Annotated in this window: 22 protein-coding genes and 7 pseudogenes; 15 read left to right on the top strand and 14 right to left on the bottom strand. The window is 60.0% G+C overall.

Features of this window, described 5'->3' with window-relative positions:
• Positions 1-139: 139 nt before the first annotated feature.
• Both ALC15_RS23440 and ALC15_RS43455 read left to right on the top strand, forming a co-directional pair.
• A complete protein-coding gene (locus ALC15_RS23440) occupies positions 140-586 on the top strand; it encodes a RidA family protein (protein WP_244486224.1) in 447 nt (148 codons plus the stop codon).
• Positions 587-890: 304 nt separating this feature from the next.
• On the top strand, positions 891-1,220 hold the full coding sequence (locus ALC15_RS43455) for a hypothetical protein (RefSeq protein ID WP_128089567.1): 330 nt from the start codon (positions 891-893) through the stop codon (positions 1,218-1,220).
• A gap of 73 nt (positions 1,221-1,293) precedes the next feature.
• On the opposite strand, the gene ALC15_RS44240 is transcribed toward ALC15_RS43455, so the two are convergent.
• The 7 genes from ALC15_RS44240 to ALC15_RS44250 form a co-directional block, all read right to left on the bottom strand.
• Positions 1,294-1,455: a hypothetical protein gene (locus ALC15_RS44240; protein ID WP_157860935.1), complete on the bottom strand. Its 162-nt coding sequence runs from the start codon at positions 1,453-1,455 to the stop codon at positions 1,294-1,296.
• Positions 1,456-1,656: 201 nt separating this feature from the next.
• A complete protein-coding gene (locus tag ALC15_RS47250) occupies positions 1,657-1,791 on the bottom strand; it encodes a hypothetical protein (protein ID WP_283806288.1) in 135 nt (44 codons plus the stop codon).
• 18 nt (positions 1,792-1,809) lie between these two features.
• Positions 1,810-2,049, bottom strand: a complete 240-nt coding sequence (locus tag ALC15_RS45505) for a hypothetical protein (RefSeq protein WP_095732996.1) — start codon at positions 2,047-2,049, stop codon at positions 1,810-1,812.
• A 63-nt stretch (positions 2,050-2,112) separates the two neighbouring features.
• Positions 2,113-3,927, bottom strand: coding sequence for an integrase catalytic domain-containing protein (locus ALC15_RS23450; RefSeq protein WP_050629301.1), 1,815 nt, complete (start codon positions 3,925-3,927; stop codon positions 2,113-2,115).
• 174 nt (positions 3,928-4,101) lie between these two features.
• Positions 4,102-4,629: a hypothetical protein gene (locus ALC15_RS23455; protein WP_128089568.1), complete on the bottom strand. Its 528-nt coding sequence runs from the start codon at positions 4,627-4,629 to the stop codon at positions 4,102-4,104.
• 1,342 nt (positions 4,630-5,971) lie between these two features.
• Positions 5,972-6,139 (bottom strand): hypothetical protein, encoded by a 168-nt coding sequence (locus ALC15_RS44245; RefSeq protein ID WP_157348789.1) that lies wholly within the window; start codon positions 6,137-6,139, stop codon positions 5,972-5,974.
• 59 nt (positions 6,140-6,198) lie between these two features.
• Positions 6,199-6,513 (bottom strand): hypothetical protein, encoded by a 315-nt coding sequence (locus tag ALC15_RS44250; protein ID WP_050629305.1) that lies wholly within the window; start codon positions 6,511-6,513, stop codon positions 6,199-6,201.
• Between the two features lie 302 nt (positions 6,514-6,815).
• On the opposite strand from ALC15_RS44250, the gene ALC15_RS23475 reads away from it, so the two are divergent.
• The gene (locus ALC15_RS23475; protein ID WP_094194051.1) at positions 6,816-7,343 is read left to right on the top strand and encodes a DUF1810 domain-containing protein; all 528 of its coding nucleotides are present in this window, start codon (positions 6,816-6,818) and stop codon (positions 7,341-7,343) included.
• A gap of 229 nt (positions 7,344-7,572) precedes the next feature.
• A pseudogene (locus ALC15_RS23480) lies at positions 7,573-7,958 on the top strand (transposase); the annotation flags it as partial.
• Positions 7,959-8,177: 219 nt separating this feature from the next.
• On the opposite strand, the gene ALC15_RS42115 reads toward ALC15_RS23480, so the two are convergent.
• Positions 8,178-9,425, bottom strand: a complete 1,248-nt coding sequence (locus ALC15_RS42115) for a sedoheptulose 7-phosphate cyclase (RefSeq protein ID WP_094194053.1) — start codon at positions 9,423-9,425, stop codon at positions 8,178-8,180.
• A gap of 784 nt (positions 9,426-10,209) precedes the next feature.
• Here ALC15_RS42115 and ALC15_RS23495 point away from each other — a divergent pair.
• The 4 genes and pseudogenes from ALC15_RS23495 to ALC15_RS23505 form a co-directional block, all read left to right on the top strand.
• A complete protein-coding gene (locus ALC15_RS23495) occupies positions 10,210-11,019 on the top strand; it encodes an SDR family oxidoreductase (protein WP_050629308.1) in 810 nt (269 codons plus the stop codon).
• Between the two features lie 315 nt (positions 11,020-11,334).
• Positions 11,335-11,806: pseudogene (locus tag ALC15_RS23500) on the top strand (transposase); the annotation flags it as partial.
• A 216-nt stretch (positions 11,807-12,022) separates the two neighbouring features.
• A pseudogene (locus ALC15_RS42120) lies at positions 12,023-12,232 on the top strand (transposase); the annotation flags it as partial.
• 15 nt (positions 12,233-12,247) lie between these two features.
• Positions 12,248-12,429 (top strand): annotated as a pseudogene (locus tag ALC15_RS23505) (hypothetical protein); the annotation flags it as partial.
• Between the two features lie 289 nt (positions 12,430-12,718).
• On the opposite strand, the gene ALC15_RS23510 reads toward ALC15_RS23505, so the two are convergent.
• Positions 12,719-12,979 carry a SemiSWEET transporter gene (locus ALC15_RS23510; RefSeq protein ID WP_050629309.1) on the bottom strand — a complete coding sequence of 87 codons (261 nt, stop codon included), beginning with the start codon at positions 12,977-12,979 and terminating at the stop codon, positions 12,719-12,721.
• Between the two features lie 95 nt (positions 12,980-13,074).
• Positions 13,075-13,305 carry a transposase gene (locus tag ALC15_RS42125; protein WP_347336310.1) on the bottom strand — a complete coding sequence of 77 codons (231 nt, stop codon included), beginning with the start codon at positions 13,303-13,305 and terminating at the stop codon, positions 13,075-13,077.
• Positions 13,306-13,508: 203 nt separating this feature from the next.
• Here ALC15_RS42125 and ALC15_RS45510 point away from each other — a divergent pair, with 203 nt between their 5' ends.
• The 3 genes and pseudogenes from ALC15_RS45510 to ALC15_RS42135 all read left to right on the top strand — a co-directional run.
• Complete coding sequence (locus ALC15_RS45510; protein WP_210168600.1) at positions 13,509-13,646, top strand: hypothetical protein; 138 nt, start codon at positions 13,509-13,511, stop codon at positions 13,644-13,646.
• Positions 13,647-13,762: 116 nt separating this feature from the next.
• Positions 13,763-14,785: a zinc-dependent alcohol dehydrogenase gene (locus tag ALC15_RS23515; protein ID WP_050629310.1), complete on the top strand. Its 1,023-nt coding sequence runs from the start codon at positions 13,763-13,765 to the stop codon at positions 14,783-14,785.
• Positions 14,786-15,173: 388 nt separating this feature from the next.
• Positions 15,174-15,492, top strand: a pseudogene (locus tag ALC15_RS42135) (IS630 family transposase); the annotation flags it as partial.
• A 25-nt stretch (positions 15,493-15,517) separates the two neighbouring features.
• Here ALC15_RS42135 and ALC15_RS47255 read toward each other — a convergent pair.
• Genes ALC15_RS47255 through ALC15_RS23530 form a run of 4 tightly spaced genes read right to left on the bottom strand, consistent with a single transcriptional unit; the run spans position 15,518 to position 19,544 of the window.
• Positions 15,518-15,643, bottom strand: a complete 126-nt coding sequence (locus ALC15_RS47255; RefSeq protein WP_283806290.1) for a hypothetical protein — start codon at positions 15,641-15,643, stop codon at positions 15,518-15,520.
• The gene (locus ALC15_RS23520) at positions 15,640-17,046 is read right to left on the bottom strand and encodes a bifunctional enoyl-CoA hydratase/phosphate acetyltransferase (protein ID WP_050629311.1); all 1,407 of its coding nucleotides are present in this window, start codon (positions 17,044-17,046) and stop codon (positions 15,640-15,642) included. Before ALC15_RS23520 ends, ALC15_RS47255 begins: the two co-directional genes overlap by 4 nt.
• A gap of 5 nt (positions 17,047-17,051) precedes the next feature.
• Positions 17,052-18,887 (bottom strand): PHA/PHB synthase family protein, encoded by a 1,836-nt coding sequence (locus ALC15_RS23525; protein WP_094194054.1) that lies wholly within the window; start codon positions 18,885-18,887, stop codon positions 17,052-17,054.
• 12 nt (positions 18,888-18,899) lie between these two features.
• The gene (locus ALC15_RS23530; protein WP_244486225.1) at positions 18,900-19,544 is read right to left on the bottom strand and encodes a TetR/AcrR family transcriptional regulator; all 645 of its coding nucleotides are present in this window, start codon (positions 19,542-19,544) and stop codon (positions 18,900-18,902) included.
• Between the two features lie 473 nt (positions 19,545-20,017).
• Here ALC15_RS23530 and ALC15_RS23535 point away from each other — a divergent pair.
• From ALC15_RS23535 to ALC15_RS45515, 4 genes and pseudogenes are all read left to right on the top strand, one after another.
• Positions 20,018-21,089: pseudogene (locus ALC15_RS23535) on the top strand (HlyD family secretion protein).
• Positions 21,086-23,875, top strand: a complete 2,790-nt coding sequence (rbbA, locus tag ALC15_RS23540) for a ribosome-associated ATPase/putative transporter RbbA (protein WP_050629312.1) — start codon at positions 21,086-21,088, stop codon at positions 23,873-23,875. Before ALC15_RS23535 ends, rbbA begins: the two are co-directional and overlap by 4 nt.
• 2 nt (positions 23,876-23,877) lie before the next feature.
• Complete coding sequence (locus ALC15_RS23545) at positions 23,878-24,990, top strand: ABC transporter permease (protein WP_050629313.1); 1,113 nt, start codon at positions 23,878-23,880, stop codon at positions 24,988-24,990.
• 1,484 nt (positions 24,991-26,474) lie between these two features.
• Positions 26,475-26,748: pseudogene (locus ALC15_RS45515) on the top strand (hypothetical protein); the annotation flags it as partial.

Genomic DNA, 26,748 nt, shown 5'->3' on the forward strand with positions numbered 1-26,748 from the left:
CACGTGATCTTGGTTGCGAGGGGCGAACGAACAGCCGATGGATCGGTTGGGCACACTTGAGGCAGATGCGAACTGCGGTATCACTGCTGGTAGGGCCACTTTAGAGATGTACGTTCACGGGTAAGTGCCGGAGCACTCAATGAAGGAATTTGCGGGGTTTGTCGCCTTTTGTTTGGTGATCTTAGCTTCGGCATTTGAGGGTGCGCAAGCAGAGAATTCGTCGAGCGCGGAGGCGCGCTTGAGAGAGAAGAACATCACACTGCCGGCTGAGGCCGCGCCGGTCGGCAGCTACGTCAACGCGGTTCAAGTGGGCAATCTCCTGTTCATGGCGGGCAGTGTCGCAAGCGAGCCGAAGGGTAAGCTCGGCCGGGATCTGACCGTCGAACGAGGCTATGAGGCTGCCCGGCAAGCAGTCTTGATCACGCTGGCAAAGGTGCGAGCGGCGCTGGGTAGCCTCGATTGGGTGAAACGCGTTGTCAAAGTGGTCGGCATGGTGAACTCGGTCGATGACTTCGATGACCAAGCCAAGGTGATCAATGGATACTGCGACCTAATGATCAAGGTGTTCGGCGAATCGAAAGGTTGACATGCTCGCTCCTCACTGGGCGTGGCGGCTCTTCCGCGCCATGCCGCGGTCGAAGTCGAAATGATCCTTGAGGAACAGTAGCTTTGGTGTTGATCGCAATCTTTCCGCTTGGAAAGGCTTTGACGCGAAGGTTGAAGATAGCCGCTGTGCCGACGTGCTCTGCTGTTTCTTTGGTCGGAACGAAACGTTGACGCACGCGTCACGGCACGGACGAAACTGCGTTTAGCGTTGCCGCGAAATAGCGCGGCAAATCACGAGGCCGGAATGTCAAAAAGGCGTTCAGTTGCTAGTCTAGGAGGTTACCATGGAACGACGCGCGACTAATCTAAGGATATCAGCTCTGATATGTCTCACTGTTGCTGCCCCGATCAGCGATGCCTTCGCCCAACAGACACAGCGCGTATCCTACAAAGCGGGCGCGGAAAATGCCAAATACACACAACAGCAGTTTCTCGACGTCGGCGACGTTGCGGGCCATCAGGTGCGATCATATGAAATTCATCGCACCTTTCCGACAAACCCTCCTGTCGTCAATGGTTTGAAGATCAAGGAAACGTGGACGCGCGGCGTTTCCGATTACGTCGACAATAATGGTTATGCCGACACATTAGAAACGGGGCGACTAAGTGATTGATATTGCTCCCAAGTGTTCCCGAAGAATGGGGCGATTTGGACAATAAGAACGGATCGATCAGGCTACTTTTACTTTAGAAGCAGATCGACTTCCATAAGCCATTGAAATTGCTTGCATCGATCGACCGGGCAATCGAGACTTCCACATGGGAAGTCATGCCGGAAGTCGCAATAGGGTTTTCCGAGGAAAAGTTTGCCGCCGCGATCGCCAGCGAGCTCGCGGCGCCCGGCGTCACGCCGTTGGCTGCAGCTTCGAGATACCTTTCAGAATGCCTGCTCCGGTGTTTGACCGCGGCACTGGGGCATCGGCTGGTCAAGGAGCATGCATCAGCAACGGCACTTGGCCGGCGCCATATGAAACTCTGGCGGGGCTGGCGGTTACCGGCGCCGAGGTCTGGTATCCGGAACTTCGCTTCGCGACCCGGCCGGAGGACGTCTTAGACGATGTCGTCATCAAGTCGTCTGGCATCTTGCTTGAGCCGATCGAATACGGCTTCGGTGTCGAGCGGCTGTACCGATTGAAGATCAGGCGGCTGAAGCGGCAATCCAATCACGAATTGCGCCTGAACCATGTCGTGCTCCCGGCCTCGCTATTCTCTCGGATCGCCGACATCTTGCAGGCCGGACCACCGACCTTCACCGTCGAGAACGCCGGTAGCAAGGTCTACGGCCTCAAGGCCATTGGTGGCGACGCTTTGGACCAGACCTTCCGCGAGCACAAGGCGACGAAGGCTAAGCGCGGCAAGACCGTCAACGAGATCATGGAGGAACGGATCGAGTGGAATCATCGGCGCCAAATTAAGCAATCTTACGTGTGTAACGTTCATCATTGGGCCGCACTGGAATTGGGGGCAGTCTCTCCCATGCTCAAAGACGGCACTTACACGCCTCACTCACACCAAGTTCGCTTTGCAGGCTGCCCGGAATTGCACCGAGCCGGGACGACGACATGGATGATATCGAGGAGCGCGGCCTTCGCTGCGGGTACGACCGAGTTGCATCACGCCGTAGCCAGCCAAAACGCCGGTGTGCAGTTTGACTGGCAGGCCGCACTCACCGGCCTTTCCGACGCAATAGCGGAACAGATAATCTTGCAGCGCCTTGAGGTCATCAGGCCCGAGAGCGTGTAATGCGCCGAACTGGCGATCCCGGTTCGGCAGCGTGACGAAGCGCGGCGGCTTGACGCCGTCGTTCCAGACCTGGATGCAGCTTGCGTCGATCGGGTCCCATTTGATCGTCACCCAGCAGCGTGCGCTGCCGACTGGCGAACTGGACTGGTCGCGACGTTTGGCATTCCTGGAAAGGTCGTCGAGGAGCTTGGACGTCTTTTGCTGGTCATGGAAATCCATGTGCTTGAACCGGATGCCGCGGCGCGTCAGACGCACCCTCGCCATCCGCCCGAGCAGATGGTCGAGCGCGTTGATGTCGGAGATAACATCCCTGCTCTTCAGCCTCCGCTTCCAAACTTCTGCCGGGATGTCGTCGATTCCGGTATGAAATTCGTCGTGGTAGCCGACGATGGCTTCGTGGATGATTTCGTCGAGCGAACCGAGGCTGATCACGGCGTCCTCGCGCGGCTTGACGTCGATCAGGCGCATCTCGGTCGGACCGGCGGGAACGCCGCCCGGCATCTTGTGGAAGAGGCGATCGTTGAGGTTCTTGAAGAAGCGTTCGCCCACCGATTTGTATTGCGGCGTCCGGACGGGGGACCAGATGATCTCGGTGCCGAGATCGCGTAGCGCGTCCTGCAGCGACGGGCTCTTGAATTCCCATGCGGAATCAACGAGTAGCGTCTTCGGTAGGCCCCAGGCGTCCCAGATTCCTTCGATCTCGGGGAACAGCTTGGACATGTAGTTTTTGTTGCGGTTGACACGCTTGAGCGTCGTCAGGACCGAATGAAGGCTGGCCGGTTCGAACGAGATCAGATAGCCAAGAATCATTCTCGTCGCGACGTCGATCGCGACCGTGAGCGTCGGGCGGCCGAGCGGAAGTAAGAACTCGTTGTCAAACACGACGAAGGTGTCGATTACCGTGTGGTCCATGATGACGAGTTCGAGCGGTTCTCGAGCGTAAAGACTGTCCTTTACGCCTTCGAACTTGAGCGTGGCCTCGCGGGGAGAATACTTGCGAGCCCAATTGTTCTGGTTGATCGTGCGGTTGATCCGTCGGCGCAATGTCTCCATGCGACGAGGAAACTCCTCTGGGGGGACGCCCGCGTTTGTCATGAGGTCGCGGAAGAATGCGTGCGCATCCGTGTGCGTTCTAGGCCGCAGGCTCCAATAGAAGTCGACCGCCTGGTCGAGCGCCTCTTCGAGGACCTTGCGGAAACGCTTCCTCCCCATCTTCCCGCGCAACGTCCGGAATACACGAAGCGGCCGATTGCCGGGTTCGCCGCAATTGACGATCGCGTTGTAAAGTGCGGTCGGGTTCACAGGGTGGTTCAGCAGTTTCAGCCGCTCGTCGTGCTTAAAGCTGCCGATGAAGTCTCTGAGTCCCCTGCGGCCGAGGGTCGGGCCCTTCGCATCGTCCCATTGGCGAACAAAGAATTGCAGCGTGCGCGCGCGAATGGCTTCCGGGGAGAATTCCTCACCCGGCGCGAATTCACCGAGGTCGTTGACCGATTTGGGCCGGCCGTCAGACCGTTTGAAGATATCAATCTTCTTCGCCTCACCGGCACCCAACATGTCGACAAGCTGGGTCTCGGACAACGGAAGCCGGACGCCGGTGTTCTTGATGAACCATAGCGTCTCGTCCTCCCATCCTCGAGGAAACGGAAGCGCCCGTCCGGAAAATCGTAGACGTCGCCAGGCTTGAGATTGAGAGTGGTCATGAAACCTCCTGTCAGGACGGCGCCCAGCGCCGCCCCCTTCTTTCCGGCTTTGTCACTGCGCTGTCGCGCGTGATCCTCCTGGTGATGTCGATACCTGCCGAACGCGTGCAGACGAGCGCGTGAAGCACCTTCCGAGCCCGGTTCTCCGGGAGCCCTCCCGCGGCCGCGATCGTCTCAATTGCCTCGCGTGTGCGATCGCACCCTTCGCTTCGAAGGTTTCCTCCATGGCGAGCCGCTCGCGAGTGCCGATGTAGGCGAACTTGTCGGCGAAGATCGACTGCGCGTTCGGAAGAAGCGGATCGATATCCACATCGTCGTCCGCCGTCACGATCCGCAGGGTCAAGCCGACGGCTTCATAGACTCTCGCGGCCTTCGCGATCTTGAAGGCGTAGTCGGGATCAGCGTCGATCTCATCCCGCGACTTCTTGACCTCGATGATCTCGATCGTCCCGTCAGCCATCCTCCGCATCAGGTCGGGGAAGTAGTCCAGTCGACGACGCCCTCCCTCTACTCGGATCTCGAGGCGATGCGGCTGCGCGAGGAAACGCTCGACGGCGGTGTCCGCTTCGGAAATCATCATCAAGTGCCGCTCGCCAAAACCTTCCCATGGCATGGCGCGCCTCGACTTCCGCGAGACCAGACGTCCGACCGGCTTATTGTGGGCCCTTTCCACGAACGTCCGGATCGGATGCCAGTCGGGCGCTTCTACGATCGTCGCCTTAGACACCGCTATCATGGTCGCGCGAGTATGATTATCTACACTACGCATGACTGATCACTCCGCAAGAGACATCCGCACACGGATCGGCCATCCATTCGGCATCGATCTCGACGACAATCGACGACATTCGGCGTTCGCCGATCAGTTAGACAAAGTCTCCGATCGTGACGCGCGCCTGCGAGGACGCGGATTCTGCAATGAGGGCTCCCGTCTCGCGGTCGCGACAGATGACCTGGGAATGCACGACTAGGCGGCTTTCCCGATCGACGACAACCACGATGTCCCAAGCGACCAGCGGCGGTCGCGGAGCGATGAGCGAAAGTGTCCTGGGTTTGGTGCACATAATGCACGTCCTTCCTTTGGGGTGGAGGAGGCGCGGCTTCCGATTGCGATCGACCTCCGGTCGAAATCGTTCACCGTGCCGCGGGCAAAGCTCCGCCGTTCCCACAAACGAGCCGTTTGCGGGGTTTGCTTCGGCATCACCTTCGGGCTATGGACTGCGGTGTTGATACCCCGCGCCCACGCCCCTTCAACGGGTTCAGTGCAAATGCCGAAGGCAGCGCTCCTCACGGCGAAGACCGGGCTCGAAGCCTCCCGGTCGTCCGACGCGAAGGAGCGTCTCGCTTTTTAGCGACGCCCACGACGGTCCGTTCGCCGCGCATGTCAACGCGCGGCTCGATCATGCTCAATAGGGTTTGATGCACTCCCCCCTCGCGCCTCTACACCGCGCGCTTAAGCGCGTGCGAGGCGGCCGGTGGATTAACCAAAATCCGCCTAAGCGCAGCGATGGCCTGAGAGATTGCTCCTCGGGTCAACTTGTGCCCGAACAATCTCCAGCTCGCGTCGCCAGCGTGCGCGGACTTCAGTCGTTGAGGGAAACGGGCGGAGCCACTCCAGACGTATCGCACCGTTGGGAGACGGGATTACGAAGCTGGATCAGCTCCGGATAGGACCACGGGATGTATCACGGGAACTCCTCGGGCCGGCGGATGCCGGAAGTTGGTGCGGACTGGAAAACGCGTCGAGGAGAACTCACCTCGTTCGCCGGCGGATCCTTCCGTATCTCGGCCGACCTAGGCCTTGCGCACGAAGCGCAACGCCCTCGACGCGAGCAAAAAATGTGATCGATTTGGGGATGGACGCTCCCTATACACGCAAGCGCTCTAGACTGCAAGCGCTCTCCATTCGGTTCACTCGACGGCTAAAATTCTACGAAATCTGCCTTCATGAGTTCCTCGCGCGTCTTCTGAAGCAGAGCCCGCACGTGCTGCAGGCACGGATGGGCTCGGACCAGGCACTCGGCGATGCCGGCGGGATCGCCGGTCAGCCGGTTCGTCGCCTCCTGGGCGACGATGCGGTGGTCGCTCACCTCGGCCAGATCCGATTCTCGGCCGTTAGGGGCCCCCGCCCCCGATCATTGCCACTCGGCTACCGCGCGAGTGCCAGCGCGTATCCACACTCAGGATCTTGAGCAATCCGCAGCGGATCAGTAGTGGGCAACCACTGCAAAATCGATACTTGAGCCTCGACGTGGCTGGCGCTGCCTCTGCGCTGTCCGCCCATCTCTTCGATCAATGCGCCAAAGAAGTTCCCTGCCGTTCCGAGATCCTCCGCGCGGCCGCCTATGACCTCTGCGAACAATTCCAGTACAACACTACCGACAACTCCGGGCTCATAGGCCGTCGCAACTTCGGTCACATGCTTCAACGTAGCGGGCTGAATCGCATCAGCGGTCGAGAGCAACTTCTCGATATGGACGCGATGATCCTGCCGCCAGATACGCCTGGGCGGCGGCGATCAAGGTGAGACAATACGAGGTCTCACCTTGATCGCCGCCGCCCAAGATCGCGCCGTAATTGGGCTGCGGCGCTTTCCAAAACCCTCCCCAGCGATCTTTGCAAGCCGAACCGTCGAGATCGCTATCGCGCGGTCAATTACTGTGCGATACGACCATCGAGGCCGGGACCGGCGTACGCAGAAGGACGACGGCTGCCGCCACCGGTCAGTCGGGTCGGCCATGCGCGGCCGAAAGGAAGGGCTGACGCGTGAGCGATCCTTTCGAACTTCAGCGGTTCGTGGACGCCCAGGAGCCGGTCTACCGGCGGGTGGTCCAGAAGTTATCGCGCGGTCGGAAGACCTCGCACTGGATGTGGTTCATTTTCCCGCAGATGGCTGGTCTCGGCTTCAGCACCATGGCGCAGCGCTTCCCAATCGGCTCACACGCCGAAGCTGCCGCCTATCTGCGACATGAGGTGCTGGGACCGCGCCTGACCGAATGCACCCGGCTGGTGCTGGCGGCAAGCGACAGGTCGATTACAGAAATACTCGGATCTCCGGACGACCTTAAGTTCCGCTCGAGCATGACACTCTTCGACGCCGTCTCCACGCAGACGATCTTCGGCGAGGCCATCGCCGCCTTCTATAAGGACGGCAGGATCCCGCGAGGTTGTCGATCCTTGAGCGAGGCTAGACTCGTTGCACCGACTAAACCGTTAGCGTTCCAGGCTTGCGGGCTCCTGAGTTGGATGCCGACAGAGGATCCACCCGTCAGATCGTCAACAAACGCTGCGTGACCCGATCTATCGGAGCGTAGAGGAGACCGTCTGCTCCGATCTGAACCGGTCCCTCGCTGCGGCGCGCCCTCGCGTCAAGGCGCTGGCCGGCCAGCGACCTTCGGATGACATCCGCATCCACACCCACGAACCGGATCGAATACGGCATCGTTTGAGCGAGCGTCCGAGCCTGATCAAGCGGGAACGGCAACACGCCGAGTGGCCCAACTGGTACGCCCAGATAGGTGGCCCGGAGCTCGGAACCGGCGCGGCACTGGTTCTGCCCTTCTGCAACAGCGAGGCCATGCAGCTTCATCTCAACGAGATCGCAAGCAAGGTCAGCCCTGGCTCCCACGCCATCGTCATCCTCGATCAGGCCGGCTGGCACGGAGCGAAGGAGCTGAAGATCCCACACAACATCTCGCTGATGCCGTTGCCGCCGCGTTCGCCCGAGCTGAACAGCCAGGAGAATATCTGGCAGTTATGCGCCACAATTGGCTGTCAAACCGCGCCTTCAAATCCTATGACAACATCGTCGATCACTGCTGTTACGCCCGGAATACTCTCATCGATCAGCCGTGGAAGATCATGTCAATCGCGCTCCGCGATTGGGCCTACATCGGTCCATCAATTTAATTGGTATTAGACGCTGCTTGCCTAGCGCGCTGTCTAGCGAAGCAATTCAAGGACGGAGCCTGAATGCAATTGTATCCATCTTTCCGAAATGCATGATTGTGCTGAACAACGGCTCGCACAACACTATTCGGCGGGGCTCGTGCCGCCTACCAACAGAGGGAGGCAGGCCGCGTTCGTCGTTTCCCGAATGGGTATATTGCCGTAACCGAGAACCATGTGTCACAGCCGTGTCCGCCGACTCAAGGCCGATATAGCGCCGTTCACTGACTCTCTCGCATTTGTGTGAGACGCCTTTCGTAGATACTCAATCGTTTCTCCAATGAGAGACATCGAGAGGCACTCGGTGTCCTTTACAAAAGCGTGCCGGCCAATCCCAGTGGGTACCACTAAGTTGAGCGCGCCATCTCTGTGTTTCTTTGTGGCGTCAAACGCGCTCTCGACCAGTGATCCGTCCAGTTTTTCATGATAGATCGGCAGCCCCGCGTTAGTGAGCAGGTCAACAATGCGCAACGCCTCCCGGTCCTTTATCAACGACATTCGCGACGCCAGAATTGTGCTGAACGCGATGTCAATTGCGACGGCGAAACCGTGGTGTAATTGGTAACCTGTCGCTGCTTCCAATGGATGGCTTAAGGTGTGACCAAAATCGACCGCACGTTCCAATGTCACCGTCTCGAAAGGGTTCTCGCTCAGCTGAGCAAGCATTCCCGAAATCGACCGCCTCAGGACCTTCTTTGCGACAACCTCTGGTTCCTGAAATCGCGTGCGCGTCAGATCGGTGACCGCCGCCTCAACATCCTCGAACAACGCACTATCACACACGCACGCAAGCTTCACGATCTCGGCGATGCCCTGAAGGATGCCATCTCCGCTGAGGGTTCTAAGGAACGTCGGTACGACAGCAACCGCTTTAGGCGGGTAAAAGCATCCGATGTAACTCTTGAGGACGCCAAAATTAACACCGCCCTTGAGCCCGATGCCCGCGTCCACCTGCCCGATTAGGGTGGTCGGAATCCGCACATGAGATATACCCCGACGCAGAAGAGACGCGGCGAGACCAACGATGTCGGAGCACACGCCGCCGCCGATCGAAACAAGAACACCGCGGCGATCGATATCCGCTTCTTCGGCCTGACGACAGACGGCCATGACGGCATCAATAGATTTTGTTGTTTCGTCGCATGCCAGCACGAACACACGCGGCTCGACGTCTAGCACCGACCAACAAGCGCTGAGCTGCTGCGAATAAAGGCGATGAACAGTCGGCGTCATAACGACGAGGATACGATGGTCGCTTAGATGAGTCTCAATCCATCGCGTGAAAGAGACTGAATTAACATCCTCAAAGAGTTCGACTCCAAAACGGCAAGAGCGGCTCGCTTCGAGCCTTAGTTCAAGCTGCTGCACGGTGACGTCGGAATGCTCAGTGGGATGCTCAGTCGGCGAAGCGGCCCGCGATAATTTCATGTCGACCTCCTACTAGTCCCCAAACCTGCGAATTCTTTCGGTCTGTCGCCGAGATGTGAATGCTTTCGGTCTGTCGCCGAGAAATGAGCCTTGTCACCAAGGCTCGTCCGATGGTGGCGCGTCCTGACAGCTGCGAGCGAAGGTACCTTTGGACGCCGGCCGCGAGGCTCGGCACGTGCCGTCGTTCAAACAATCGGCTATGGATCTGACGCGTTCCTGAGTGTTTTCGAACCTCTATGAAGGGCCTAGCACCAGCACCAAGCACACTTCCTTGCGCTTGTTCGTCGACACGCAGAGTGGAGAGGATGTCAGCCATACTGGCGGACCTACTGTGAAACAGCAGTTCCCCACAGCCTGCATGGTATTCCGACAGGAGATCGTACATGTTGGAGGCGTTTGATACCGATGTCCAAAGTCACTCACAATAGACTTCATCTAACCAGACTCCATCTAATCAAGTTTGATCCTCAACGACATGCGGGGGCAACGGAAGCATTTCGCTCGCCGGATAGGCACGCTCTACCACAGAACGGCCAAGCGCTAGCTCGTGCATGGATCCTGCTTCAGTTGACCAGATCTTGAGAGCTTCGGCACCTACAAGTTTTGGTAGACGGAGTCCCAAAGTGGCAGGCGAACCCTATCGCGATTCTTGGTAATGGCATTCGAGCTCTCAGCCGGCCGTCGCTGCTGCTTCGTGATCGGAATCCGATGCCGCGGCGCGGCGAGTGGCCGAAAGCTAAGAACATTAACTAGGCCCCCTGCATCAATTATTGGAGAGCCCCATATGATTTCGATGCGCGGAAAGATTGCGATTGTCACAGGCGGCACGCAGGGGCTTGGTGCGGCGATCGCTAAGCTCTTTGCCGAACGTGACGCGAAAGGCATCGTAACGTGCGGTCGTGACGAGATGATGGGGCGCGCAAGGGCCGATGAGATCGCCAGGGCCACAGGTGTAGCCGTCATGTATGTGCGCGCTGACCTCGCGAAGATTGAGGATTGCGCGAAAGTCGTCGCTGAAGCCGACACGGCCTTCGGGCGCGTCGACGCCCTGGTAAACGCCGCGGGCGATACGAGCCGTGGCACTATCATCGATACAAAGCCCGAACTGTTCGACCGAATATTCGCCGTTAACGCGCGTGCGCCATTTCTTTTGATGCAGGACACGATCAAGCTCATGCGCCGCGACAAAGTGCAGGGCACGATCGTCAATATCTCCTCAATGTCGGCCATGGGTGGTCAGCCCTTCATCGCTGCATATTGCGCTTCGAAGGGCGCGCTCGACACAATGACGCGTAACACTGCTTATGCGTTGCTGCGTAATCGCATCCGCGTAAATGGGCTCAACATCGGTTGGATGGCTTCGGAAGGCGAGCTCAACACGCAGCGGGTTTATCATGGTCAGCTGGAGAACTGGCTCGAAGTAGCTGCCGCGAGACAACCCTTCGCTCGACTGCTCGATCCCACTGAGGTAGCGCGAGTTGTTGCGTTCTTGTCTTGCGATGAGTCGGGAATGATGACGGGAGCAACGATCAACTTCGACCAAAGCATCTGGGGCGCCTACGATACGTCACCGCAACCGAAAACGCCGCTCTGATCACGCAAGACTTTGTCACCCTTCCGTGGCTGCAATCTCATCATCGTAGGCGTAACTCGATCACATAAACCCGGTGGCGTGTCGCCGCCCGCTCGTCATCCGGCAATCACGGCACGCTAACAAGTCGGCCGTGAACAAGGCTCTAAGCGATTGAGCAGGAGTCTGGTTTCGGGTTTTAGAGGCGTTTGAGATTGCAGGGATTTGGGGCTTGAGGCCTCCAAATCCTGCAAATTGGTTTTTGGAGTTCCCTTTTGCTGTGAGCCGTGATTCTGTGGTGCATCGGAGAGGACGATGTGACCGAAGAAGCACAAGACGATGGGGTCAAATGATCTGTTCCGGGCGCGGCTGGACCAGATGATCAACATGAAGCACGAGCTGGTCCCGCTCGTCGGCGAGGTCGACTCGGACTGGATCGACGGCGAGATCGCTCCGCTCTACAGCGAGAACGGCCGGCCCGGCATCGAGACCCGCTTCATGATCGGGCTTTTGCTGCTCAAGCACATTTACGGGCTGTCCGATGAGGGGGTGTGCGAGGCTGGGTCCGCGATCCGTATTTCCAGTTCTTCACCGGCGAAGAGTTCTTCCAGCACACCTTCCCGCACGAGCGCTCGGACCTGAGCCATTGGCGCAAGCGGTCGGCAACAAGCTGGAGCTGCTGCTGGCTGAGAGCCTGCGGGTGGCGCACGCGGCCGGCGCATTGCGCAGCCAGGACCTCAAGCGAGTCAGAGCCGACACGGTGCAGCCGAAGGCCATCACCTTTCCGACCGATGCCAAGCTCTTGCATGCGCACCCTCGGCGCGGCGGGGAGCGACAGCGCGAGCCGCAACCCTTATCCGCTCAAACGCCGCTGTCGGACATCGCAGCTGTCTCAATTGCCGACAAGAGCGCCGCGCGACGATCCTGAGCTGTTGCGCTTCGAGCGTCGCGATAGATCATCAGGCGTGCACTGTGATCGCGCCGTGTCTCTTCCTGGCGGCATCGGCGTGAACGCAGTGGGATCAGCGGCCGTAGCTCTGCGATTGACGGGCGAACGACCCGGCACGGTGGCTATGCCGTCAGCCAACGCATCCGCAAGCGCATCGAGGAGGCATTTGGCTGGATCAAGAAGATCCCCGGGCGAGAGAAGACCAGCTTCCGTGGCCGTGATCGCGTCGCATGGGCCTTTACCTTCGCCGCCACCGCCTGCAATCTGGTGCGGCTGCCCAAGCTGATCCGCGGAGGCCGGCTAATGGCCAAGGTGCCCGGCTTCGCCAAGGCCTTTGTCGGCCGCTGGCGCATCGTCGAGATGGACGTCTGGGACAGCGACGTCCTCGATCTTGTCGAAGAGGCACAACTCACCTTTAAGGCTTTAAGGGCAAGTCCGACGGCAAAATCGCCTTTGGGGCTCTTAAGGGCTTCCTGGACGTGCGTAGTCTGACTGAGTCACAAAACCGCAGGCTTTATGCGGCCGGAATCAGCGATGGTTGAAGCATGGAATGTTCCGGCGCCGCTACGGAGGCCGCTCCTGCGGCCTGGCATATTGGCCATTAAACAGCGGGCTACCAACAATCCGACTTGATCTGGATCAAGGACCGTTACTTTTCAGGTACCGCACTGACCACACGATGGTCGATTGTCCATGTCGGCTCCGGGTCTCTCGAAAACAGACATCCCAGATTCTATGGGTACACGCGCCAATCCGCTCTACGCAGCTTCGATCTCACCCATATTTCAACTTCATGAACAAGATAGCGCCAGCGAGCACCATCGTGATGGCGTTGGCGGCGACCAGCGGGGCGTCGCCAGAGAGCAGGCCGTAGATGAGCCAGAGCGCCAAGCCCAGCACCATGACCAGGAACATGCTGAGCGAGATGTCGCGCGCCGATCGGGTCTTCCAGACCTTGATGAACTGCGGCGCGTAGGCGACGGTGGTGCAGGTGGCGGCAGCAAAGCCGATCAGCTTGATCGCGCAGGGTTCCATGTCCGCTCTATAACATGGATTCGGTGGTGATCATGGCAAGAGCCTTTCTTTTTCGTTCCGATCGGAACGGAAAAGGCTCTAGGCGGTGTGGGCGCTTATCGCATCCATAGGACGATGGCAGCGAGAGTGACTACGGCTCGGTAATTTCTGGCGGTCTTTTCGAAGCGGGTTGCGACGCGACGGAACTGCTTGAGCTTACTGAAGCAGCATTCCACGAGATGGCGCTGGGCATAGAGATGTTTGTCGAGCTGATATTTGAGGGCTCGCGAGGGGTTGTTGGGCCTGATCGGTTGCCATGGATTCGATTGCACAAGTTTTGTGCTGATTTGTCGAAGGTTGCATCTCTCAGTGCTGACGTAATAGCTTTGCTCGATCGGCGGCTTGAGGGCATGGTCTTGGCTGCATTTCGGGTTTAACTTTGCTACCGCACCCGAGCGGTACTGCCCCCCGCTGACGACTCGACAGGCCGCACTGGCTGTTGATGGAAGCAACAACGTCCGCTTGAAGGGGCAAGACGAGAAAGATGACCATGAGCGAATACGAGGCCTGGATCGCTCGCCAAAACATCGAGCTTTCTTACGAGCAGCTAAGGACTTCCCGCGACAAAAACCATCGCGAGATTCTGCGTCGTCTGAAGGCCGAGCGGAGGCAAGACCGGAGCAGATGAACGCGCAATTCGCCGCGTCTCGCGATCACGGGCCAGAGAACCACAACAATGATGCTGCTCGGACGAATTCGTTGGGCCGCTGGGGGCGTATCCATTTTGATGCAAGGAGAAGCCGTATGGCGAATATGATGAAAGCCGCCGTTCTCAACGAGCTCGGCAAGCCCCTGGTGATCGAGGAGGTGCCGGTGCCCGAGCCTGGTCCCGACCAGATACTGGTTCGGATCGCGGCAACCGGAGTCTGTCACACGGATTTGCATGCAGTAAAGGGCGACTGGCCGGTCAAGCCGACACCGCCGTTCATTCCCGGTCACGAAGGCGTCGGCACAGTCGTCGGTATCGGCCGGTCGGTGAAGCGCGTCAGGGAGGGCGACCGCGTCGGCATCCCCTGGCTGCACACGGCCTGCGGCTATTGCCCCCATTGCCGCACAGGTTGGGAAACGCTCTGCGCTTCGCAGAAGAATACCGGCTATTCGGTGAACGGCAGCTTCGCCGAATATGCGCTCGCCGATCCCAACTATGTGGGCCGGTTGCCCGAGGGGCTCCACTGGGGACCGGCGGCGCCCGTGCTCTGTGCCGGCGTCACCGTTTACAAGGGGCTGAAGGAAACCGAGGTCAGGCCCGGAGAGTGGGTCGCGATTTCGGGGATCGGCGGCCTCGGCCACATGGCGGTGCAATATGCCAAAGCGATGGGCATGCATGTCGCTGCAATTGACATTCATCCCGACAAGCTGGCGCTCGCGAAGAAGCTCGGCGCCGAGATCACCATTGACGCACGGGAAACCGACCCGGCGGAACTACAGAAGCGGATCGGCGGCGTCCATGGCGCGCTCGTCACGGCCGTTTCGCCGACTGCCTTTGAGCAGACCTTCGGGGCGCTGCGCTCGCACGGCACGATGGCACTAGTCGGCCTGCCGCCTGGCAGATTCGCCATGCCGATCTTCGAGACGGTGTTGAAGCGCATTACAGTCCGCGGCTCGATCGTCGGCACCCGCCAAGATCTCGACGAGGCGCTGGACTTCGCCGGCGACGGCGCTGTCGCCGCGCACTTCTCGTGGGACAAGCTCGACAACATCAATGCGATCTTCGCCCGCATGGAACAAAGCGGCATCGACGGGCGTATCGTCCTGCAGCTCAATTGAAGATGTCCGGCCGTCAATGCCAGCCGTAAGCAGGCTTCACACGACACCTAGTACCTCTGCACGCTGAATTTGACCGGTTGAATGCTGGATCAGAGTAGGTCCGGCAGCTGGTTGGGATCAACGAGCGGTTCGATGCTGCGGGGTGTCCTCGGCTGCCTTCGGGTGAGGCCTGCCTGTTCGAGCGCCAGCACGATCTAATGAACCGATGGTGGGCTGAAGCGAAAGTATTCCTGCATGTCGGTTTCGGCCGGCGACCGGCGGTGCAACCGCGTGTACAGGTGGATGTAGGCCAGATATTGGCCCTGCTTGGCGGTGAGGGTTTTTCCCGAGCGACTCACGTCGGCATCCGATTCAACTGTGATCCGTGCCTCAACGCGAGGAGGCACGGATGAATGTACGCTATCGGGTCGAACTGAGCCAAAGCGAGCGCGCGGAACTGATGCAGCTTACGTGCGGCGGCAGGCAGGCGGCGCGCAAGCTCAAGCGAGCCCAGATCCTGCTGGCAGCGGACGCCGGGGTAAGCAACGAGGACATCGCCACAAGTGTCGGGGTTGGCGGCTCGACGGACCAAGCAGCGCTTTGTCGAAGGCAACCTGGAACGGGCGCTGAGCGAAGAGCCGCGTCCCGGAGCAGAGCGCAAGCTCAACGGCAAGGAAGAAGCCATGCTGGTGGCGACCGCCTGCTCGAAAGCCTTGGCCTTGAGATCTATTTCAAAGGTTGGAGGTCCTTCGGTTACGCGGAAGCCCAGCGGAAGTCGCCCTTGGCCACTCGGCGGCCGCCGGCCGCGGTGGCCTCGAAGACACCGACCTCGACTGTCGAGGAACCGGCATTGAACGTGAGTAGCAGATCGTCGCTCATAACGACCGCAGTCCCTTCACCGCGCTCGGCTCTGCTACCAGCTTCGCGAGCGCCGCGGACGCGATCCGCGCGGTCAGAGAATCTGCCCGGCTGGTCAGCACGATCGGGACGCGAGCACCAAGCACGAGGCCGGCAGCGGTCGCGCCGGCAAAATAGATCAACTGCTTGGCCAGCATGTTTCCTGCCTCGAGATCGGGCACTAGCAGGATGTCGGCGCGGCCCGCGACCGGCGAGACGATGCCCTTGGTCCGGGCCGCATCGGGGCTGATAGCATTGTCGAAGGCGAGCGGCCCATCGACCTTGGCGCCACTGATCTGGCCGCGCGAGGCCATCACGGTGAGCGCGGCGGCATCGAGTGTTGCCGGCATCTTGAGATTGACCGTTTCGACGGCGGCCAGCACCGCGACCAGCGGCTCTTCCATGCCCAGCGTATGCAGGAGGTCGATGGCGTTCTGGCAGATGTCACGCTTTTCCTCTAGAGTCGGCCGGATGTTGATCGCCGCGTCGGTGACGATGAGCGGCTTCGCATAGGCTGGAACGTCCATGGCATAGACGTGGCTGATCCGCCGCTCGGTCCTTAGCCCAGAACCGGACGCGACGACCGCGCCCAGCAACTCGTCGGTATGCAGGCTGCCCTTCACCAACACCGATACCTTGCCGGCAACCGCGAGTTCGACCGCGCGCGCCGCCGCGGCATGGCTGTGCGCCACTCCCTCGATCGTGATGCCGTCCAACGAGACCTGCGCCATTTCGGCGGCCGCGTGAATCTTCGCCACCGGTCCGATCAACAGCGGCTCGAGCAGCCCCTCATCCCGAACCTCGATGGCAGCGAGGATCGCTTCCGGCGAGCACGGATGCACGATGGCTGCGCTGATCACTGGCCGGCTTCGGGCGTCCTTCACGAACGCCTCGTAGCGGTCGTGCCGCCGGAGCGAGACGTCGGGCAGCCTCGTCCGGGGCCATTCGATTGTGTAGTCAGGAGCAATCACGGTCGCGGTGCCCGTCAGGACCTGATAGCCCGTCTTGTTGGTACAGACGGTGTCGAGCAACACGACGTGATTTTCCGGCCGCTTCTCCCTGACAGTAACCGTTGCGGTGACCGTGTCGCCAGGCGCGACCGGCTTGAGAAATTTCAGATTCTGCTCGAGATAGATCGTGCCGGGACCGGGCAGCTTCGTACCCAGCACCGCCGAGATCAGTGAGCCTGTCCACATCCCGTGTGCAACGATGTGACCGAAAAGATCCGTAGCGGCGAACGTCGCGTCTAGATGCGCCGGGTTCGCGTCACCCGATACGGCTGCAAAAAGATCAATGTCGTCGCGTCCGATGATGCGCACCAGCGAAGCGGTATCGCCCACTTGCAGTTCGTCGAAAGTCCGGTTCTGGAGGAACGCCTCGTCCATACGCATCACCGCTGGAAGATATAGGTGCCGGGCGCTTTCTCGATTGGGACGTTGCCCTTCCCGGCGGCTCCCATCACCGGCGGCAGGACGCGCTCCGGTGCGGAATGGCTGACGAGCCATTCCGCCCAACCCACCCACCATGATCCGTCTTTCGGCACGGTCGCAGCAGCCCATTCGTCCGGGCCGAGACAGGAATCGGTGGTGCGCTTCAGGGCGATGCGAAAGTGTCGCCCGGAGCGGCCGGGCTCGCTAACGATGCCGGCATTGTGCCCGCCGCTCGTCAGCACGAAGGTTACGTCGGTATCGGTGAGATAGTGTATCTTGTAGACGGATCGCCATGGTGCCACATGGTCGCGTTCCGTACCGACGACGAACATCGGCGCACGGATGTTCTGGAGCGCAGCCGGGCGCCCTCCAACCATGAAACGGCCAGCCGCAAGTTCGTTGTCGAGATAAAGCCGCTGTAAATACTCCGCATGCATCTTGTAAGGCATGCGGGTGGAGTCTGCGTTCCAGGCCATGAGATCGATCATCGGCGAGCGCTCGCCCATCAGGTAATCATGGACAAGCCGCGACCAGATGAGATCATTGGTGCGCAAAAGCGAAAAGGCTCCCGCCATCTGATCGGCGGAAAGATAGCCCCTGTTCCACATCATGCTGTCGAGCAAATGCATCTGGCTGTGGTCGACGAAGAGCGCGAGTTCGCCGGGTTCGGTGAAATCCGTCTGGGCGGCGAATAGAGTGATGGACGCCAGTCGTTTATCGTCCGTGCGCGCCATGCCGGCCGCCGCGATCGATAGAAGCGTCCCTCCCAGGCAGTATCCGGTTGCATGGATCTTGCGGTCAGGAACGATGACGTTAACGGCATCGATTGCCGCCATGATCCCCGACCGCCGGTAATCGTCCATCGTGAGATCACGGTCCTCGGCGGTCGGATTGCGCCATGAGATGCAAAAAACTGTATGGCCCCTCCCGACAAGGTAGCGGACGAGTGAATTCTGCGGTGACAGATCGAGGATGTAGTATTTCATGATCCAGGCCGGCACGATCAGTACTGGCTCGGCCAACACTGTCTCCGTCGTCGCTGCATACTGGATCAGCTCAATGAGATGGTTTCGGTAGACGACCTTGCCGGGCGTGACAGCGACATCCCTCCCAGGGAGGAAATCCTCGGTGCCCACAGGCGGCTGCCCCGCGGCAAGTCGGGTTACGTCCTCCAGCCAGTTCTGCCCGCCTTGAACGAAGTTCGCCCCGCCGGTCTCGATCGTCTTCCCGACCACTTCGGGATTAGTGAAGGGATTGTTGGACGGCGAGAATATGTCGAGGAACTGCCGCGCGGAAAAGGACACCACGTCCTCATGATGCGGCATGACACCGGGCACTTCGTGCGTGACGTTGTGCCACCATTGCTGATTGAGCAGAAACGCCTGAGCCCAGAAACTGAAAGGTTGTATCTGCCATCCCTCTGCGCGAAACCGATAATCGCCGAGCAACGGCTCGATGCACGGGGGGGCGTCGGGATGAACGCCCGCTGCGGCGAGATAAGACAGCAGCCGGCTTGCCTTACGCGACGCTTTGTCGACGAGTTCTAGGCGCTTGCCCGGAGCCGATGAGAGGTGAATCGCCCAATCGATGAAAGCGAGGGCAAGCGAAGCCGGCGAAAGTCCCGCTGTCGACTGTGCGGTAAGAGCTTCGCGTATCCGGTCAATCGTTCGGAAAGTTTCGCTGCCAACACTCTCGTCGGCTCGCGCCAGCTCCTTCGACGGGGCAGTCGACCCGGCCCGTGTCGAAATGGAAGGCGTCCGGACCTTTACCGGCTCGAGCGATGTTGCGGTACTCATTAGTAAATCTTTCTACCCCGTCAGCCGCCTATGCCCCTGAGCGACGGGATCTACCTTCATCATCTCCTCGATGACATTTGCGATCAGGCCCTCGAGTTCGCTGCGCTCGGCCTTGAACAAGGGTGCGATACGAAGCACATTTCTGAAAATTCTTACCCCGGCCAAGAAGGCCGCGATCAGTGTGGCGCGACTGGCCGCTGGTTGGTCGAGCTTCTCGGCAAGCGGATTGATGAAATCTTTCAGGATGAACTGGCGCACGACCCGCGCCGCGTCCTCGCTTGCAAACGAGCGGACGACAATGTCGAGCGGCCCAATATTGCCGTGGGAACGCGTGGCGTCGCGTGCAAAGACCTGCTGGGCGAGCGAGCAAGCGACCTCTCCCGTGCCGCTTGTAGGTAAATGAACGGGGCGTATTGCGGCCTCGACGGCTTCGGCAAAGAGCCGTTTCTTTGAACCGAAGCAGCGATGTACGTAAGAAACATCAATGCCGACGTCTGCAGCGATGTCTCGTAGTCCGGTCTCCTCATAAGAGCGTCTCGAAAACCGCAGAACCGCAGCATTCAGGATGCGATCGCGCGTAGAGATCTCTGGTTTCTGCACTGCAGATTGACGGCGCATGGGCACCTCCAGAAAGCCCATTGCGATAGCCAAATACATCCACTATCGCATTTTGGTCAACGTATGCTGACTACGATCAATCCCCGACCTCACCGGCGACGCATTGATTACCCTGCTCCGGTCAACAATCGTTGACATAGATCAAAGCGTGGCCGGACACGGCGGATAATTTTTCAATTGTCGAGTGAGACGCGAACCAATGGTGGAACTTCCCGATGGTAGCGGAACAGACGATAATCGACGTACAATCGTGGGTGGCTAATTTCAAGTTTCCATTCCTGGAAAACCCTGAATGGCTAACGTCATTCTCCGAAGGGCCGATGAAGGATTACGCAACCTGCGTGGCTTCTCGCCCCGCCTCACTTGGCAGATGACTTTCATCGAAAGATTCTTCTCTCCGAGGCTGTAATGACTGCAATCGTTCATGATCATGCTCTCGGCGCGCCTCTCATCTGTGTGCAAGCGAGAGCCCTCCATTGGGAGCTTGCGCCAAATTGGAGGAAAGTCCGCTGATAACAAAGTCCAGCAAGCGTTGGCTGATAGCTACGCTCGTCGTAACGCTCGCCGGGGGCGGCTATTATGCCTGGCAGAAACTCGGAAGCCGCAGTCTTCCCGAAGGGATCGCCGCCGGGAATGGCCGCATCGAAGCGATCGAGATTGACGTCTCGACCAAAACTCCCGGACGAATCCGGGAGATTTTAGTCAACGAGGGTGAATTCGTCACTGCGGGACAGGTGCTCGCCCGCATGGACACCGATCAGCTGGAGGCGCAGCGTCGTCAGGCAATGGCGCAACTGCACCGGGCCAGCGTCGGTGTCGATACCGCAAGGAGCCTGGTGACCCAGCGTGAGGCCGAGAGAACAGCGGCGGTCGCCGTCCTGGCGCAGCGCGAAGCACAGTTCGATACCGCGGACAGAAAGCTGGCGCGATCGGAGGTACTGATCAAGACCAACGCCGTTTCCCAGCAGGTCCTCGACGACGATCGTGCGAGCGCGCAAGGAATGAAGGCAGCGGTCGCAGCGGCGCAGGCCCAGGTCGCCGCCTCGGACGCCGCGATCAGCGCTGCCAAGGCACAAGTCATCGACGCTGGGGCTGCGATCGACGCCGCCAAGGCGGCGATCGAAAGCATCACGGTCGAAATCGACGACAGCACTTTGAAATCGCCGCGCGACGGGCGCGTGCAGTACCGCGTCGCCCAGCCCAGCGAAGTGCTTGCCGCCGGAGGGCGCGTTCTCAACCTCGTCGATCTCGGCGACGTCTATATGACGTTTTTTTCTGCCGACTGCCCAGGCTGGCAGCGTTGCGATCGGAGCCGACGTTCGTCTGGTGCTCGACGCCATCCCGCAGTACGTAATTCCAGCCAAGGCCACGTTCGTCGCTGACGTCGCCCAGTTCACGCCGAAAACCGTAGAGACCGAGGAAGAGCGCCAGAAGCTGATGTTCCGCATCAAGGCGCATATTTCTCCGGAGCTGCTGCGGAAATATATCAAGCAAGTCAAAACCGGCCTTCCCGGCATGGCCTATGTCCAGCTCGATCCGAAGGCCAAATGGCCGGCAAGCCTCAAGGGAATGCTCGTGCAATGAGCGATCGTCCTATCGGCGATGCAGCTGCCGTCGTTCCCGTCGTGCGACTGAGCACGGTGGGACTGACATACGGCAAGACGGCCGCGCTCCAAGCCGTCACTCTCGACATGCCGGCGGGCGGCGTGGTCGGATTGATCGGTCCGGATGGCGTCGGCAAGTCAAGCCTGCTGGCGCTGATCGCGGGTGCGCGCGCCGTTCAGACCGGGCATATCGAGGTGCTCGGCGGCGACATCGCCGATGCCGGCCTCCGCAGGCGGATTTGCCCGCGGATCGCCTATATGCCGCAAGGTCTCGGCAAGAACCTTTATCCCACCCTCTCCGTATTCGAGAATGTCGACTTCTTCGGCCGTCTGTTCGGCCATAACAGGCGCGAGCGGGAACGCCGCGTCAAGGCGCTGCTGCAAAGCACGGGGCTCGCCCCGTTCGCGGATCGGCCGGCCGGCAAACTGTCGGGCGGCATGAAGCAGAAGCTTGGCCTGTGCTGCGCGCTGATCCACGACCCTGATCTCTTGATTCTCGACGAGCCCACGACCGGCGTCGATCCGCTGTCGCGCCGCCAGTTCTGGGAATTGATCGCCGATATTCGCAGCGAACGCCCCGGCATGAGCGTCGTCGTCGCTACCGCCTATATGGAGGAAGCCGCCGGCTTCGACTGGCTGGTGGCGATTGATGGGGGGCGCGTGCTCGCCACCGGCGCTCCCGCTGAACTGCTGCAGCAGACCAACGCAACCACCGTCGACGCAGCCTTTGTCGCGTTGCTCCCGGAGGCGAAACGCCGCGGCTATTCGCAGGTGGTGATTCCGCCCCGACCCGGAACGCTCGATGGCAACGTCGCCATCGAAGCCGAACATCTCACTATGCGGTTCGACGACTTCACCGCGGTCGATGACGTCAGCTTCCGCATCGAACGCGGCGAGATCTTCGGCTTCCTTGGCTCGAACGGGTGCGGCAAGACGACAACGATGAAGATGCTCACCGGACTGTTGCCGGCGACTGACGGCACCGCAAAATTGTTCGGACACGAGGTCGATCCGAACGACATGGATGTCCGGCGCCGCGTCGGCTACATGTCACAGGCTTTCTCGCTTTACTCCGAACTCACGGTGCGGCAGAACCTCGAACTACACGCGCGTTTGTTCCGCATGCCTCGCGACGCCATTGCATCCCGGGTCGAGGCGATGGCGCATCGCTTCGACCTCGTCGACGTCATGGACTCCCTTCCCGATCCGCTGCCGCTCGGAATCCGGCAGCGGCTGTCGCTTGCGGTAGCGATGATCCATTCGCCCGACATCCTAATTCTCGACGAGCCGACATCGGGGGTCGATCCGGTGGCGCGCGACGGCTTCTGGCAGATCCTATCCGATCTTTCCCGCAAGGATAACGTCACCATTTTCATTTCGACGCATTTCATGAACGAGGCGCAGCGCTGCGATCGCATCTCGCTCATGCATGCGGGCAAGGTGCTTGCCAGCGACGCGCCGGCGCGGATCATCGAGCGTCGCGGTTCCGCCAGCCTCGAGGAAGCGTTCGTGGCCTATCTGGAGGACGCGATCGGCGAGGTGAAGGCTGCGCCCCTGGTTGCCGGCGCGGCGGTGGCGCCTGCACCGGCGACCGAGCCTGGCGAAAAGGAAGTCGCAGGGCGGGGCGGGGCCAGCCAACTCCTCGATCTCCGGCGCATGCTCGCCTACACGCGGCGAGAGACGCTCGAACTGCGACGCGACCCGATCCGCGCCACGCTCGCGATCGTCGGCAGCGTCATCCTGATGTTCGTGATCGGCTACGGCATCAACCTCGACGTTGAGAACCTGACTTTCGCCGCGCTTGATCGCGACGACACCGCCATCAGCCGCGACTACATCCTGCAGATCGCAGGATCGCGCTATTTCGAGGAAAGGAGTCCGATCCTCGATTACGCGGATCTCGACCGGCGCATGCGCAGCGGCGAAGTCAGCGTGGCGATCGAAATTCCACCCGGCTTCGGGCGCGACGTATCGCGCGGCAAGACCGTCGCGATCGGCGCATGGATCGATGGCGCCATGCCGACGCGCGCAGAGACCGCGCGCGGCTACGTGCAGGCCATGCACGCGAGCTGGCTGACGGGGAAGGCCCGGGAGCTTTACGGCGCGGCCGCAACCGCCGGGAGCTATCAGCTCGAGGTCCGTTATCGCTATAACCCCGGCATCAAGAGCCTGGTCGCCATGGCACCGGCGGTCATCCCGCTGCTGTTGATGATGATCCCGGCCATGCTGGCGGCGCTCAGCGTCGTCCGGGAAAAGGAACTCGGATCGATCATCAATTTATACACGACACCGGTGACGCGGCTCGAATTCCTGATCAGCAAGCAGATTCCCTATGTCGCGCTCGCCATGCTGAACGCCGTTCTGCTGACCGCCTTCGCCATCTTCGCGTTTCAGGTCCCGTTTACCGGCAGCCTGCTCACCTTCGCCTGCGGTGCACTTCTCTACGTTGTGGTAGCGACCGCGATGGGGCTCGTGATCTCGACCTTCATGAGCAGTCAGATCGCGGCCATTTTCGGGACCGCGCTGATCACCTTGATCCCGGCCATTCAATATTCCGGATTGATCGACCCGGTATCCTCGCTCCAGGGCTTCGGTGCCTTCATAGGACGGATTTACCCCGCCACCTATTTCGTCAACATCACCCGCGGCACCTTCTCGAAGGCACTCGGCTTCAGCGATCTGGCGGACTCGTTCCTGCCGCTGCTCATCGCCATCCCGCTCCTGCTCGGGCTTGGCGTGGCGCTCCTCAAGAAACAGGCGAAGTGAGCATGCGTCTGGCCAACGTCCTGCAACTCGGCGTCAAGGAACTGCGCGGCCTGATGCGCGACCCGATGCTGATGGTTCTGATCGTCTACGCCTTCACGCTGTCGGTCTACACGGCGTCAAAAGCGATACCCGAAACTCTGAACCGCGCGGCGATCGCTGTCGTCGACGAGGACCAATCGCCGATATCGTCCCGGATCATCACAGCGTTCAATCCGCCTTATTTTTCGATACCGCGGCTGATCACCCAGAGCGAGATGGACCGCCGCATGGACGCCGGTCTCGACACCTTCGCACTCGACATTCCACCGGATTTTCAGCGCGACCTGCTGGCCAAGCGATCGCCAACCATCCAGCTCAACATCGATGCCACCCGCATGACGCAAGCCTTTACCGGCGGCGGCTATATCCAATCGATCGTATCAGGCGAAGTCGGTGAATTCCTCAATCGCTATCGGGACTCGACCACCGTGCCGGTCGATCTGGCGCTCCGCGCACGATTCAATCCCCAGCTCAACAAGAGCTGGTTCGGCGCGATCAACCAAGTCATCAACTCCATCACCATGCTCTCGATCATTCTGACCGGCGCGGCGCTGATCCGCGAGCGCGAGCACGGCACCATCGAGCATCTGCTGGTGATGCCGGTCACCCCGTTCGAAATCATGGCGAGCAAGATTTGGTCGATGGGCCTCGTCGTGCTCGCGGCTTCCAGCGTAGCCCTGCTGGCGGTGGTCCAGGGTTTTCTCGCGGTTCCGATCGAGGGCTCGATGGTATTATTTCTCCTCGGCGCGACGCTGCATCTTTTCGCCACGACCTGCATGGGCATCTTCCTCGCCACCATGGCGGGCACCATGCCGCAGTTCGGCCTGCTGCTGATGCTTATCTTGTTGCCGTTGCAGGCCTTGTCGGGAGCGACGACGCCGCGGGAGAGCATGCCCGCAATCATCCAGGACATCATGCTCGCCGCACCGAATACGCATTTTGTGATCCTGGCACAGTCCGTCCTGTTCCGCAGCGCCGGCCTCGACGTCGTCTGGCCGCAGCTCCTGTCGCTGCTCGGTATTGGCGCGATACTGTTCGTGTTATCGCTGCGACGATTCAGGCAGTTCCTGAGATAGAGGCTAGATCGAACCTACCTGAAGGTGCAGTCGCGCCATTCGCGGTCAGGAGGATGGATGTCAAACCTTGCGTCGAAGGGTTCGCAGATAGGGGAATCGAGCCCCTATTTGAGCCTTAAGAGGGCCCTGAACCTGAACCGTTAGACGAACGGAGCTTGCGGCTTTCCGAACCTACCAAAGCGGGCTCGTTTTGCTCCCAGTTGGGATGTCTACCGCGGTTAAGTCCTTGAGCCTACATATAATCTGCCATGGCTCCTCCTCCTGCAATGAGGGTCGGCTCGATGCGCCCGAGCAACCCTCGGACGCGCAGTGAGGACGAGCCACCTCACCGGCAGGGGCGCACATACGGTCTTACGCTGAACTGAAGCCCAGTGCTCGAAGTGCGGTCGCCGGGACGGTGGGTCCAGTAAAGCCCGTACGCGATCAGTGGCCGTCATCTGACGAACCACGCGCATCTAGATAGCTCACCGCTCCCTCTGACAGCATGATGTGGCGGCCAGGCGTTGACGACGGACAGAAGTATGGGCTCGCGGGCGTTCACTCGGAAGGCTTGACATCATCGGGCAAAACCAATCCGGGAGGCAGTCACGGCACCCGCCAGGCGGTAAAGCGCGTGCTTCGTAGAGCAAAAATGGCCGTTGCCGAGCCGAGAATCGCCAGCACAGTATGCCGACAATCGGGCTTCCCAAGTTCCACGTCAACCCTCGCGTCTGCAGCAGCGACAGCAGCATGGGGTTGATCAGGTAAATCCCAAAGCTCATACCGGAAATGCTGACAACTAGCCCCGCGATGCCTTCATGCTGAGCCAGAAAATCACGGAACGCCGCGCGAGCACAGGCAAGTGTACGACGCCAAGGATGCCGTAACGACAGTCGGCGTCAAATAATCATACCAAATGTAATGACCCCCCTCGATTTTTCGAGACTTCGATGTGACGGCGGTCGTGCATCTCGCTTGTCGGCGCCTCCTGCGACGGCCTAGGCTGTGGTGGGCTGTCCGCTGACTAAAATTTGGACGCCGGTTGACACATAGCACAGCCTTTCCGCGCAGGAGCCGCTCGAACTGGTCATCATGGACCATACAGTGATCGATATTACTAATGGTTGTCTCCAGTACGGCGGCTCAGCTTCCCGCTGTAACAAGTCATGCTTCGCCGCTTCGGGCCATCAGGTGGCGTTACTTCACAATGGATGGCGATGCGCCCACCGTTCGCGATCAGCACCCGCCCGCCCACGAGTATGAGGTTTTCAATCGCGATTGCGGCCCGGACCGGCAAACGCCACCTGTGAAGCCGTGAGCCAGAACTCCAACTATATTGCTCTCTGTCCGCGATCGACCCGAACATATAATCATTCATTATCATCGCGCCTGCAGGATCTTGTAGTTGACCGGTATAGCATTCTCTGGGTCGAATCGCGGTCAAACCCATCTTTTGCCAGTCGCGAGCACTCAAAGCGCGACTGCAAGGAAGCAGAGCCAAAGCCATGTCTCCTCTAGAAGCAATTAGCCGCTGGCTGGAATCACAAGACTTAGACACCCAGCTCGATTTCGCAGCATACGCCGCACCTTCGATTTTTGAGGGCAGTGACGTTCTCACGCTTGGCGGGCCGGAGCACCTCGACGCGCTTCTGCGCTGGTTGACCGAACCAGAGCTGGATCCAAGGGCCGCCGCAGGTCGTGCGCTGACCTTCCGAATCGTCTTCGAATACTTCGCCCAGAGCAGAATCAGAGGGGATGGATGGAAACGAACCGAGGAAC

The sequence above is a fragment of the Bradyrhizobium viridifuturi genome, assembly GCF_001238275.1.
GTDB classification, from domain to species: domain Bacteria; phylum Pseudomonadota; class Alphaproteobacteria; order Rhizobiales; family Xanthobacteraceae; genus Bradyrhizobium; species Bradyrhizobium viridifuturi.